The organism is Candidatus Pelagibacter bacterium nBUS_49, assembly GCF_051200925.1.
Taxonomy (GTDB): Bacteria; Pseudomonadota; Alphaproteobacteria; order Pelagibacterales; family Pelagibacteraceae; genus Pelagibacter.
In genome coordinates this window covers 499660-512287 of the sequence record NZ_CP172837.1, presented here as the reverse complement: position 1 = coordinate 512287, position 12628 = coordinate 499660, and the positions used below count along the sequence as shown (strand labels likewise).

The 12628-nt window shown below is 30.4% G+C and carries 11 protein-coding genes; 5 read left to right on the top strand and 6 right to left on the bottom strand.

Annotated features, from left to right (window positions below; all coding sequences use genetic code 11):
• Nucleotides 1-4: 4 nt before the first annotated feature.
• Genes cimA through ACIJYF_RS02710 form a run of 6 tightly spaced genes read right to left on the bottom strand, consistent with a single transcriptional unit; the run spans nucleotide 5 to nucleotide 7630 of the window.
• Nucleotides 5-1606, bottom strand: a complete 1602-nt coding sequence (gene cimA / locus ACIJYF_RS02735) for a citramalate synthase (protein WP_435117567.1) — start codon at nucleotides 1604-1606, stop codon at nucleotides 5-7.
• The gene (gene cysS, locus ACIJYF_RS02730; protein WP_435117564.1) at nucleotides 1603-2952 is read right to left on the bottom strand and encodes a cysteine--tRNA ligase; all 1350 of its coding nucleotides are present in this window, start codon (nucleotides 2950-2952) and stop codon (nucleotides 1603-1605) included. The genes cimA and cysS overlap by 4 nt, the downstream gene beginning before the upstream one ends.
• 45 nt (nucleotides 2953-2997) lie before the next feature.
• Nucleotides 2998-3735, bottom strand: coding sequence for an NAD(+) synthase (nadE, locus tag ACIJYF_RS02725; RefSeq protein WP_435117562.1), 738 nt, complete (start codon nucleotides 3733-3735; stop codon nucleotides 2998-3000).
• Nucleotides 3736-3774: 39 nt separating this feature from the next.
• Nucleotides 3775-5154: a class II 3-deoxy-7-phosphoheptulonate synthase gene (locus ACIJYF_RS02720; RefSeq protein ID WP_435117560.1), complete on the bottom strand. Its 1380-nt coding sequence runs from the start codon at nucleotides 5152-5154 to the stop codon at nucleotides 3775-3777.
• A gap of 34 nt (nucleotides 5155-5188) precedes the next feature.
• On the bottom strand, nucleotides 5189-7009 hold the full coding sequence (glmS, locus tag ACIJYF_RS02715) for a glutamine--fructose-6-phosphate transaminase (isomerizing) (protein ID WP_435117558.1): 1821 nt from the start codon (nucleotides 7007-7009) through the stop codon (nucleotides 5189-5191).
• Nucleotides 7010-7012: 3 nt separating this feature from the next.
• Nucleotides 7013-7630 carry a DapH/DapD/GlmU-related protein gene (locus ACIJYF_RS02710; RefSeq protein WP_435117556.1) on the bottom strand — a complete coding sequence of 206 codons (618 nt, stop codon included), beginning with the start codon at nucleotides 7628-7630 and terminating at the stop codon, nucleotides 7013-7015.
• A 69-nt stretch (nucleotides 7631-7699) separates the two neighbouring features.
• Between ACIJYF_RS02710 and ACIJYF_RS02705 the strand changes: the two genes are divergently transcribed.
• From ACIJYF_RS02705 to ACIJYF_RS02685, 5 genes are read left to right on the top strand one after another with little or no spacing between them, the layout of a single operon-like run.
• On the top strand, nucleotides 7700-8383 hold the full coding sequence (locus ACIJYF_RS02705) for an HAD-IA family hydrolase (protein WP_435117554.1): 684 nt from the start codon (nucleotides 7700-7702) through the stop codon (nucleotides 8381-8383).
• A 2-nt stretch (nucleotides 8384-8385) separates the two neighbouring features.
• Complete coding sequence (locus tag ACIJYF_RS02700; RefSeq protein WP_435117552.1) at nucleotides 8386-9051, top strand: HAD family hydrolase; 666 nt, start codon at nucleotides 8386-8388, stop codon at nucleotides 9049-9051.
• Nucleotides 9052-9104: 53 nt separating this feature from the next.
• Nucleotides 9105-10607 carry an MmgE/PrpD family protein gene (locus tag ACIJYF_RS02695; RefSeq protein WP_435117550.1) on the top strand — a complete coding sequence of 501 codons (1503 nt, stop codon included), beginning with the start codon at nucleotides 9105-9107 and terminating at the stop codon, nucleotides 10605-10607.
• Nucleotides 10607-11503, top strand: a complete 897-nt coding sequence (prpB, locus tag ACIJYF_RS02690) for a methylisocitrate lyase (RefSeq protein WP_435117548.1) — start codon at nucleotides 10607-10609, stop codon at nucleotides 11501-11503. The genes ACIJYF_RS02695 and prpB overlap by 1 nt, the downstream gene beginning before the upstream one ends.
• Nucleotides 11503-12627 (top strand): bifunctional 2-methylcitrate synthase/citrate synthase, encoded by a 1125-nt coding sequence (locus tag ACIJYF_RS02685; protein ID WP_435117546.1) that lies wholly within the window; start codon nucleotides 11503-11505, stop codon nucleotides 12625-12627. Before prpB ends, ACIJYF_RS02685 begins: the two co-directional genes overlap by 1 nt.
• Nucleotide 12628: the final 1 nt, after the last annotated feature.

Sequence of the window (12628 nt, the reverse complement as noted above, 5' to 3'; positions counted from 1 at the left end):
AAACTTATAGGCTAGCTGGCGCCTTATCCTTAAATAATTTATAATCTAAACTATCAACCAAAGCTTTAAATGATGCATCAATTATGTTTGGTGAAACACCTATCGTGAACCAGTTAATACCTTTAGAGTCTGTGCTTTCAATTGAAACTCTAGTTACTGCTTCAGTCCCTGTATTTAAAATTCTTACTTTATAATCAACTAGTTTTAAGTCTTTTAAATACTCAGAATATTTAGCAAGCTTATTCACATTTTTTCTAATCGCATTATCAAGTGCATTTACAGGTCCATTACCCTGTCCTTCACATAATATTTTTTGACCATCGACCTCTAATTGAGCTTTAGCATGAGAAATGATTTCACCAGTACTATCTTTTTTTACTGATACATCATACTCATTAATTAATATGTATCGCGGGATATCGCCTATCAATCTTCTAGCTAATAATTCAAATGAAGCGTCTGCTCCATCATAACTATAACCAATAAATTCTCTATCTTTAACTTCACTTAAAAGTTTTTTAATTTTTGGATCATTTTTTTCAATTTGGATGCCAATAGATTTTAATCTAGACATTATGTTTGATTGACCAGCTTGGTCTGAAACAACAATGTTTCTTGAGTTTCCTACTTCCTCAGGTTCAATATGTTCATAAGTTTTTGGATTTTTTTGAACTGCAGAAACATGCATTCCACCTTTGTGTGAAAAGGCAGAAGCTCCCACATAAGGCAAATGTTTGTTAGGTTTTCTATTTAATAATTCATCCAATAATCTTGAACATTGAGTTAGATTTTTTAAATTTTCTCGTTTGATTTTAAGTTCAAATTTATCATTGAAATCCTTCTTTAAAAAAAATGAAGGAATTAAAGACATTAAATTTGCATTCCCACATCTTTCCCCTAATCCATTGATAGTACCTTGGATTTGTCTAACCCCTGCTTGAACAGCAGCCAAACTATTGGCTACAGCATTTTCAGTATCGTTATGAGCATGAATACCTAAATTATCACCTGGAATATGTTTTGTAACTTCGGATACAATTTTTGATACTTCGTGTGGAAGAGTTCCACCATTCGTATCACACAAAACAATCCATCTAGCACCTTGATCAAACGCTGTCTTAAGGCATTTTAATGCGTAATCAGGATTTGATTTATATCCATCAAAAAAATGTTCTGCATCAAACATAAATTCTTTACCTGAGCTAACTATATGTTTTGCACTTTGACTAATATTGTCTAAATTTTCTTCATTAGTGATACCAAGTGCTACATCAACTTGAAAATCCCAGGATTTTCCAAACAAACAAACTGAAGAACTTTTTGAATTAATTAGTGAAGATAACATTGGGTCATTTTCCGCACTATGCTCTGATTTTTTGGTCATTCCAAAGGCAGTTAATTTAGCATTTTTAAAACCATGATCTTTATTAAAAAATTCAGTATCTGTTGGATTAGCTCCTGGCCAACCACCTTCTATGTAATCAACTCCTAAGTTATCAAGTGAATTTGATATTTTCTCTTTGTCATCAATTGAAAAGTCGACACCTTGAGTTTGGGCACCATCTCTTAACGTGGTGTCAAAAATATATAGTTTTTCCTTACTCATTTAAAATTCCAAATTGTTTTACCATTTTTATCTTCTATTAAAACACCTTTATCAAAAAGGTAGTTTCTTATATTATCAGCTTCTTTATAATCTTTGTTAGCTCTCGCTTTATTTCTAAGCTCTATCTTGCTTTCAATTTCTTCTTCTGAAATATCTGCTTTATCTTTTTTATAACTTAACCACACCTCTTTGGTTTCTTGAAGTAAGCCTATGAAGTTACAAGCTGAATTAAATATTTGTTTGTCTTCATCATTTCCTTTATTAGCTTTTTCATAAAGTTTATGTAAATTTGCAATATAACCAGGTGTATTTATATCGTCATACAAAGGTTGGATAATTTCATCATTAACATCTTTGTTTGACGACATGTAAACATTATACCATTTATCAATCGTATTTTGACAATCCTCTAATAGTTTTTCATTCCAATCCAATGGTTGTTTGTAGTGTGCGCTAATTAAAGCCAACCTTAAAACTTGTCCACTAACTTTTTTTCTAAAATCTTTTATTTTTAATATATTTCCTTGAGATTTTGCCATTTTTTCATTGGACATAGTAATAAAAGCATTATGCAGCCAATAATTTGCAAAAACTTTAGTATCATTTGCACATCTTGATTGAGCTATTTCATTTTCATGATGTGGAAAAATTAAATCTATTCCTCCTCCATGTATATCAAATTCATTACCTAGAAATTTCTTAGACATTGCAGAACATTCTAAATGCCAACCTGGCCTACCTTTTCCCCATGGAGAGTCCCAAGAAGGTTCATTTTCTAAAGAAGGTTTCCATAACACAAAATCTTCAGAGTTCTTTTTGTTGTCGCTTACTTCAACTCTTGATCCAGCAATTAAATCCTCTAACTTTTTGTTAGATAATTTTCCATAGTCTTCAAACTTTTTAACTTCAAAATAAACATGCTTATTATTTTCATAAGCAAAATCTTTTTTGATTAATTTAGAAATCATCTCAATCATTAAATCTATATGTTCTGTCGCTTTAGGTTGTTCCGTTGGGCTCTCACAATTTAGATAATTACAATCTTCATCAAAACTTTTGATTACAGTTTCAGTTAAATCTGAGATAGATATTTTCTTATCATTTGATGATTTGATTATTTTATCATCAACATCAGTAATATTTCTAACATACATAACTGATGAATATTTGCTTTTAAGTATTTTAAAAAGAATATCAAAGATAACTATAGGTCTAGCATTACCAATATGGGGGTGATCATAAACTGTAGGACCACAAACATACATGCCTATATTTTTTTCATCTATTGGAACAAATTTTTCTTTTTTGTTACTTAGATTGTTTGTTAAAAAAATATCTTTATTCATCATTTTAGAAATATACTTAATTTATAGATTTGTGAATCTATTTGATTAATTTGGAATTTTGCAAACTGGAATGGGCTCCATTTTATGCAAATTTTGTTTTCTTATTGTTTCGTATTTAGCTCTATTAGGTGAGTTTGGGTTATCCATAGCTTCCTCTAATTCATGATATTTTAAACCAAGTTGGCCTTCATCTGTTCTACCATCATCCCATAGTCCATCTGTAGGAGCTGCCTCAATTATCTCTTTTAAAATTCCAAGTTCTTTTCCTATCTCCCAAACTTCTGTTTTATTACAATCTGCTATTGGAGAAATATCAACTCCACCGTCACCATACTTTGTATAAAACCCAACACCAAAATCCTCAATTTTATTTCCCGTGCCAACAACTATACCTTTGTTTGCTGCAGCTACTTGATAAAGAGTAGTCATTCTTAATCTTGCTCTAGAATTTGCCATTCCATGTTCATTATCAAATTGAAATAAAGTAGAAGAAAAAGCAGAAAATAATTCATCAAGATTTACTGTGTGTGCTTCAACATTATCAAATTTCTCTACCAACCACTCTTGATGTTTTAAACTTAAATCATGTTGCTGAGATTTTTGTTTAATTGGCATTGATAATACAATTGTTTTTAATCCAGTCATTGCACTTAAGGTACTTGAAACAGAAGAGTCTATCCCACCAGAGATTCCGATAACCAATGATTGTGCCTTACTTGGCATATTGTTGGCATAATCTTTTATCCAATTAGATATAAAATTTACTTTTTCTGAGGCATTCATAATCATAAAATATTATTAGTTGGTATCTTTTACAATGTTTTAAGATGCCGCTCTGTCTGCATTTTTAGAATATGAGCTATTTTTTTTAATCTCATCAGAAATTAAAAAAGCTAATTCTAAGGCTTGATTTGCGTTAAGTCTTGGGTCGCAATGGGTGTGATACCTAGATGACAAATCTTTTTCTGATATTTTTTGAGCTCCACCAATACATTCGGTAACATTTTGGCCAGTCATTTCTATGTGCAAACCTCCCGCATAACTTCCTTCACTTTGATGACAAGCAAATACATTTTTTACTTCGTTTAAAACGCTATTAAAAGGTCTTGTCTTAAATCCTGTTGCAGCTTTAATTGTGTTACCATGACAAGGATCACACGACCAAATTACATTTAAACCCTCTTTTTTAATTGCTCTTATTAATTTAGGTAAATGTTTTGAAACGTTATCTGCGCCAAATCTTGATATTAAAGTAATTTTTCCCTTTTCATTACTTGGATTAATTTTATTACAAAGATTTATTAAATCTTCTGGTTTTAAAGTTGGCCCACATTTAATTCCAATTGGATTTTCAATTCCTCTACAAAATTCAACGTGTCCACCATCGAGCTGTCTAGTTCTATCTCCAATCCAAACAAAATGAGCTGAGGTGTCATGATTTTCTCCAGTCGTAGAGTCTGTTCTGGTCATTGTTTCTTCAAAAGGTAATAATAACGCTTCATGAGAAGTCCAAAAATTAACTGTCTTTAATCTTCTGTTAAAATCTGAATTAATTCCACAAGCATCCATAAAAGCTAGTGCATCAGCTATTCTATCTTCTAAATCTTTAAATCTCTTTAGCGTTGGACTATTTTTAATAAATCCTAAGTTCCAATTATGAACATTTTGAAGATCAGCAAAACCACCATGGCAGAAAGCTCTAATAAGGTTTAATGTTGCAGCTGATTGAGAGTAAGCTTTAAATAATCTTTTTGGATCAGGAACTCTTGATTTTTCATTAAATTCCATACCATTAATATTATCACCTAAATAACTTGGAAGTTCCAAACCATCTTTAGATTCAACTGGTGAACTTCTGGGTTTTGAAAATTGACCAGCTATTCTTCCAACTTTTACAACTGGCAAAGATGCTGAGTAAGTTAAAACTAATGACATTTGTAACATTAGTTTAAATGTGTCTCTAATGTTATCTGGATTAAATTCTGCAAAACTTTCAGCGCAGTCTCCTCCTTGAAGTAAAAATGCTTTTCCATCCACCACATCAGAAAGTTGATCTTTTAAATGTCTAGTTTCTCCAGCAAAGACTAAAGGTGGAAACGTACTTATCTTATCCAAAACTGTATCCAATTCTTTTTTATTTGGATATTCAGGTATGTGTTTTACAGGATATTTTCTCCAGCTATTTTTTTTCCAATTTTTCATATTCAACTGAGGATTGTTTATCAGAGTTTAAGGTTTATTCAACAGTTACTGATTTAGCTAAGTTTCTAGGCTTATCTATATCGTAACCTTTTTTGAGAGCTGAATAATATGCAAGTTTTTGTAACGGTATAGTTAAAAGAAATGGAAGTAAATCATCATTTGTAGTTTCTACTTCAATTTTTTCCCAGATATTTTCAGATACAATTTCATCTTTGCTTTTATTTGTTATCAATAGAACTTTAGCACCTCTTGCAACCACTTCCTGCATATTTGAAATAGTTTTTTTATAATAACTGTCTCTCGGGGCTAAAACTACTACTGGCATACCTTCTTCAATTAATGCCAGAGGCCCATGCTTCATTTCTCCAGCAGGATAACCTTCTGCATGAACGTATGACAACTCTTTAAGTTTTAATGCACCTTCTAATGCAATTGGGTAAGAGAAACCTCTTCCTAAAAACATTGATCCTTTAGCTTCATTAAATGTTGATGCAATAGCTTGAATATCATTATCTGTCAGTAATGTTTCTTCAATTAATTTTGGTAAATCTTTAAGATCTTTAATTTTTTCTTTGTAATCTTTGTTATCAATTTCATTTCTTAATGATGATAATTTTAGAGATAGAATATACAAAACAAGTATTTGGCCTAAAAAAGCTTTAGTTGAAGCAACTCCTATTTCAGGGCCACAATGAATTGGTAAAACAAAATTTGAATCTCTTGCAATTGAGCTTTCTATTACATTAACAACAGCACAAGTTTTCATTTTATTTTTATTACATAAATCTAAAGCAGCATAGGTGTCAGCTGTTTCTCCTGATTGAGATACAAAAATATACAAAGTATCATTTTTAAACCTATTTTTTCGATATCTAAACTCAGACGCAATATCAATGTTTACATCTAAATTTGTTAATTCTTCAAACCAATATTTGGCCATTAAACAAGAATGATAAGCAGTACCACAGCCAATAAGCATAATTGATTTAATTTCATCTGTTTTCCATGGGAAATTATAGATATTGATGTCATTATTCATGCTATCTAAATATTCTTTAATACCTGTTTTCAAAGTTTGAGGCTGTTCTTCAATTTCTTTAGCCATAAAATGTTTAAAATCACCTTTGTCATAATTTTGCTGTTCAGAAGAAAGTTCTAAAACTTTTTTGTTAATCTTTATTCCATCCTCATTAAAGAAATTAACTTCATCTTTTTTGATAAAACAAAATTCACCATCTTCTAAATAAGTTATCTTATTAGTCATTGATTTTAGAGCATAAGAGTCAGATCCAAGATAATTTTCATTAGGACCATATCCAACAGCTAGAGGAGAGCCTCTTCTTGCACCAATTATTAAATCAGGCATATCTTTAAATATAATTCCTAAAGCAAAGCTTCCATGAAGTTGTTTTAAAGTTTTTGTAATTGCGTCTTTTAACTCAGATGTTTTTAAATTTTCTGTAATTAAATGCACAATAACCTCTGTATCTGTTTGAGATTTAAACTTATGACCTTTGCTTAATAAATATTTTTTTAGTAATGTAGAATTCTCTATTATTCCGTTATGGACTACTGAAACATTTTCTGATGAATGTGGGTGAGCATTAATCCTATTTGGTACACCATGAGTTGCCCATCTCACATGGCCAATACCTATATTTCCTGAAAGGTTTTTTAAATCAAAATTATTTTCTAAATTTTCAACTCTACCTTCAGATTTAACTTCATTAATGAAACCTTGAGACAATGTTGCTATACCAGCAGAGTCGTAACCTCTATATTCTAATTTTTTAAGAGAATTAATAATGCTGCTTGATACAGATTTATTGCTAGAGATACCTATTATTCCACACATAATTTATTTTCTTTTATAATTTTTTAATTCAGTATGTTTTGCTCTTGTTAAAGCTAAAGATTTTTTTCCTACATTTTTTGTAATTACAGACCCTGCTCCAACTACACTTTGTTTGTTAATTGTAATTGGGGCAACCAATGATGAATTAGATCCTATAAATACATTATCTTTAATTTTTGTTTTACTTTTTTTAACTCCATCATAATTACAAGTAATTGTTCCAGCCCCAATATTTACAGATTTTCCAATTTCACTATCTCCAATATAAGACAAATGATTTACTTTAGATTTTTTTCCAATCGTACTTTTTTTAATTTCAACAAAGTTTCCAATTTTAGATCCTTCTTTTAAAGTGGTATGTGGTCTTATTCGTGCGTAAGGTCCAACTTCAACTTTGTTTTCTATCTTACAAGACTCTAAATGAGAAAATGATTTTATTATAACATTGTTTCCAATCTTTACATTTTTTCCGATAACAACATAAGGTTCGATAGTTACATTCTTTCCAATTTTAGTATCATTTGAAAAAAAAATTGTTTCAGACCCCACCATTTTAACACCACTGTATAAAAATTTATTTCGAAGTTTGTTTTGAATTTTTTGTGAATTTAAATCTTTCATTTTAAAATGCTTTATATTAAGAATATGACTTAATTAATTCACATAATATTTCTTTAAAATACTTTTAAAATGAAGCAAAAATTTACAATTTTATTTGACTTAGATGGAACACTTGTTGATACAGCTCCAGATCTAATGCTGGCTCATAATCATGTAATGAGAAAATTTGGCTATCCCACTAAATCCACAGAAGATATTAGAAATTTAGTTGGCAAAGGTGCTGGTGCATTAATTGGAAGATCTATATGGGGACAAGCAAAAAAAGAATTTAGTAAAGTCTTGGATGCAAAAATAAAAGATGAAATGGTTAAAGAATTTGTAAATTTCTATGGTAAAAATATTGTTAATGAAAGTACTTTAGTAAAAGGAGTTAAAGATTTTTTAATTTGGTGTAAAGAGCAAAATATTTCTATGGCTGTATGCACAAATAAACAAGAACATTTATCAAATGATCTTTTAAAAAAAATTGGAATTTACGACTTTTTTGAATATGTGGCTGGATCAGATACTTTTGATTATTGCAAACCAGATCCAAGGCATCTCACAAATGTAGTAGAAATTTTAGATGGAGATCTTAAAAAAACTATAATGATTGGTGATAGCGAAACAGATGCAAATGCAGGTAAAGCAGCTGGAATACCGGTTGTTTTACTAGAAAACGGGTATACAGAAAAAAATACAACTGAAATATATCACAATCACCTTATAAAAGATTTTACTGGTATTGAAAAAATCATAAAAGAATATCTTTAATCATGAGCCAAAAATTTACTGTTTTATTTGATTTAGATGGGACTCTTGTTGATACAGCGCCCGATTTAATTCGTGCACATAATCATGTAATGAAAAAATTTGGTTATCCATCAAAATCTATAGACGAATTAAGGAATGCTGTTGGCAGTGGTGCTAAAGCCATAATGGCTAAAGGTAATGGGAAATGGAAATGGTTTGATGAAAAAATTCAAAATGAAATGTCAGATGAATTTATATCTTTTTATGGAAAAAATATTTTGCATGAGAGCACTCTTCTTAATGGTGTAAAAGAATTTTTAGAGTGGTGCAAAAACCAAAATGTTTCAATGGCAGTTTGTACAAATAAAACTGAACATTTAGCAATTGATCTTTTAAAAAAAATTGGAATTTATGACTTTTTTGAATATGTCTCTGGATACAATACTTTTGAATATTGCAAACCAGACCCTAGGCATTTGATTAAAACTATTGAAATTTTAAATGGTGATAAAAACAAATCAATTATGGTTGGTGACAGTGAAACAGATGCAAATGCAGCTAAAGCAGCTGAAATTCCAATGATTTTACTAAAATATGGGTATACAGAAAAAAAATCTGAGGAAATTTATCACAATCACTTAATAAAAGACTTCATTGGTATTGAAAAAATTATAAGTAAATATCTTTAATATTGATTAATTTTTTTTAACTATTAAAACAAAATCACTACTAAGGAGTTATTTTGTTATTACATTCAGTTAAAGTTTACCCGTCTAAAATTAATCTTCCTAAAAAAAAGCAATTAGCTTGGAAAATTGCTGAAATTGCTAGCGATAATGCAAATTTAAATAAAGAAGCAATTGAAATGGTAATCAATAGAATTATTGATAATGCATCAGTTGCAATAGCATCATTGAATAGAAGACCTGTGATTTCTTCAAGAGAAATGGCACTTAAACATTCAAGAAAAAATGGTGCAACTTTATTTGGTGTAAATTCTAAACTTAAATTTGATTGTGAATGGGCTGCATGGTCTAATGGAACAGCGGTTAGAGAACTTGATTTTCATGATACCTTTTTAGCAGCTGATTACAGTCATCCAGGAGATAACATTCCACCCCTTTTAGCTGTTGCACAACAAAATAAAGTAAGTGGAATAGATTTATTGCGTGGAATTATTACAGCTTATGAGGTTCAGGTAAATCTTGTTAAAGGAATTTGTTTACATAAACATAAAGTGGATCATATAGCCCATTTAGGCCCAAGTGTTGCAGCTGGTCTTGGTTCAATGCTTAAGCTTAATACTGAAACAATTTATCAAGCAGTTCAACAAGCACTTCATACAACGATCTCTACGAGACAATCTAGAAAAGGTGAAATTTCAAGCTGGAAAGCTTACGCTCCAGCTCATGCAGGTAAACTTGCAATTGAGGCTGTTGATAGAGTTATGCGAGGTGAAGGAGCCCCTAGCCCAATTTATGAAGGTGAAGATAGTGTTATTGCAAGAATATTGGATGGGAAAAAAGCAAATTACAAAGTTCCTCTTCCTAAAAAAGGAGAGTCAAAAAAAGCAATTCTTGAAACTTATACAAAAGAATATTCAGCCGAGTATCAGTCTCAAGCTTTAATTGATTTAGCTAAGAAACTTAAAAATAAGATACCTAACTTAAATCAAATAAAAAAGATTGATATATTTACTAGTCACCATACTCATTATGTAATTGGCACAGGAGCAAACGATCCTCAAAAAATGGATCCTAATGCAAGCAGAGAAACACTTGATCACTCTATTATGTATATTTTTGCTGTGGCATTAGAGGATGGAGATTGGCATCATGTAAAATCTTACACAAAGGCCAGAGCAAATAAAAAAAGTACTATTAAAATTTGGAAATCAATTACGACTTACGAAGATAAGAAATGGACTAAAAAATATCACGATCCAAACCCAATGAAAAAATCTTTTGGTGCTAAGGTAGCTGTAACTTTAAATAATGGTAAAAAAATTAGTGAACAACTTGATAGAGCAGATGCCCACCCATATGGAGCGAGACCATTTAAAAGACAAAATTATATTAATAAGTTTTTAACACTTACAGATGGTATTCTTAATAAGAAAGAAAGTGATCGTTTCTTAAAAACTGTTCAAAACTTAAAACATTTAAGATCAGGTCAATTGGATAAATTAAATATAGAAATTAAAAAAAATGATTTAAAAAGAAATTTAAAAAAAGGAATATTTTAGTGCATTTTGTTGACAAAGAACCAAGTCAAAAAAGAATAGATTTTGTTGATAAATTAAAATCAAATAAGATATTAAGAGTTCCAGGTGCCTATAATCCATTAACAGCCAAACTGATTGAAGAAATAGGTTATGATGCAGTGTATGTTTCTGGTGGGGTAATGGCTAATGATCTTGGCTTTCCGGATATTGGTTTAACAACATTACAAGATGTAAGTACTAGATCTTATTTGATTTCAAGGGTTACTAATTTACCGACTATTGTAGATATAGATACGGGGTTTAAATCTTGCAAAGAAACAATTGAAACGTTTGAAGAGTTTGGGATTACAGCTGTTCATCTTGAGGATCAAGTTGAGCGGAAAAGATGTGGGCATCTTGATAATAAAGAATTAATTTCAACAGATGCCATGGTTGATAAAATTAAAGAATGTGTTGCTGCAAAAAAAGACAGCAATTTTAAAATAATTGCAAGATCAGATGCAAAAGGAGTTGAGGGAATTGATAAAATGATTGATAGATGTAAAGCATACATCGATGCCGGTGCTGAAATTATCTTTCCAGAGGCCTTACATGACGAAAAGGATTTTGAAAAAGTTAGAAAAGAACTTTCATGTTATTTGTTAGCTAATATGACTGAATTTGGTAAATCAAAACTTTTCAATTACAAAGAATTAGAGAATTTTGGTTATAATATTGTGATTTATCCAGTTACCACACAAAGATTAGCCATGAAAAATGTAGAAGATGGCTTAAAAGACATTTATGCAAATGGACATCAGAACAATATTATTGATAAAATGCAAACTAGAAAAAGACTTTATGAGTTAGTCGAATATGAGAAATATAACTCTCTTGATGAAAAGATTTATAACTTTAGTACGGAAGGACATGAATAATGAGTGATGAAATTAAAAAAGGTTTGTTAGGGATTGTGGTTGATGAAACAGAAGTTTCAAAAGTAATGCCTGAAATAAACTCTCTAACTTATAGGGGTTATGCTGCTCAAGATTTATGTGAATACTGCAAATTTGAAGAAGTTGCTTATTTAATTTTAAATAAAGACCTTCCAAACTCAATTCAATTAAAACAATTTGAAAAAGAAGAAAAAAATAACAGAGAACTATCCAAAAATTTATATGAAATAATTAAACATATGCCAAAAAAATCCCATCCTATGGATGTTGCAAGAACAGCTGTTAGTGTGATGGGTTTAGAAGATAATGAAACATCAGATTCCTCACCAGAGTCTAATATGAGAAAAGCTCTAAGAATTTTTGCAAAAACACCAACAGCATTAGCTGCTTTTTACAGAGTAAGAAATGGCAAAAAAATTATTAAGCCTAAAAAAGAATTAAGTTTTGCTGAAAACTTTTTTAATATGTGTTTTGGTAAAGTTCCTCAAAAAGAAATTGTTAAAGCTTTTGATGTATCTCTAATTTTGTATGCTGAACATAGTTTTAATGTTTCAACTTTTACCGCAAGAACCATTACTAGTAGTTTGTCTGATATTCATGGGGCTATAACTGGAGCCATAGCAAGTTTAAAAGGGCCCCTACATGGTGGTGCAAATGAAGAAGTAATGCACATGATGAAAAAAATCAAAAAACCCGAAAATGCATTAAAATGGATAAATGATGCTTTAAAAAACAAAGATGTGGTAATGGGGTTTGGTCATAGAGTTTATAAATCTGGAGATTCTAGAGTTCCCACTATGAGAGAATATTTTGGAAAAGTTGCTAAAATTAAAAAGGATAAAACTTTTGAAAAAATCTATGACATTGTTGAAAAGGTAATGATCAAGAAAAAGAATATCCACCCTAATGTGGACTACCCAACTGGTCCTACTTACCATTTAATGGGATTTGATACTGACTTCTTTACACCAATATTTGTAATTTCAAGAATTACAGGTTGGTCTGCGCATATAATGGAGCAGCACGCAGCAAATAAACTTATTCGACCACTTGCTAAGTATAAAGGTAGTAAGCATCGAAAAGTTATGGAATTAAATTATAGATAAT

Bases quoted from the DNA above. Each gene is read 5' to 3' on its own strand.
- cimA (WP_435117567.1), bottom strand. From the start codon at position 1,606: ATGAGTAAGGAAAAACTATATATTTTTGACACCACGTTAAGAGATGGT.
- cysS (WP_435117564.1), bottom strand. From the start codon at position 2,952: ATGAATAAAGATATTTTTTTAACAAACAATCTAAGTAACAAAAAAGAA.
- nadE (WP_435117562.1), bottom strand. From the start codon at position 3,735: ATGAATGCCTCAGAAAAAGTAAATTTTATATCTAATTGGATAAAAGAT.
- ACIJYF_RS02720 (WP_435117560.1), bottom strand. From the start codon at position 5,154: ATGAAAAATTGGAAAAAAAATAGCTGGAGAAAATATCCTGTAAAACAC.
- glmS (WP_435117558.1), bottom strand. From the start codon at position 7,009: ATGTGTGGAATAATAGGTATCTCTAGCAATAAATCTGTATCAAGCAGC.
- ACIJYF_RS02710 (WP_435117556.1), bottom strand. From the start codon at position 7,630: ATGAAAGATTTAAATTCACAAAAAATTCAAAACAAACTTCGAAATAAA.
- ACIJYF_RS02705 (WP_435117554.1), top strand. From the start codon at position 7,700: ATGAAGCAAAAATTTACAATTTTATTTGACTTAGATGGAACACTTGTT.
- ACIJYF_RS02700 (WP_435117552.1), top strand. From the start codon at position 8,386: ATGAGCCAAAAATTTACTGTTTTATTTGATTTAGATGGGACTCTTGTT.
- ACIJYF_RS02685 (WP_435117546.1), top strand. From the start codon at position 11,503: ATGAGTGATGAAATTAAAAAAGGTTTGTTAGGGATTGTGGTTGATGAA.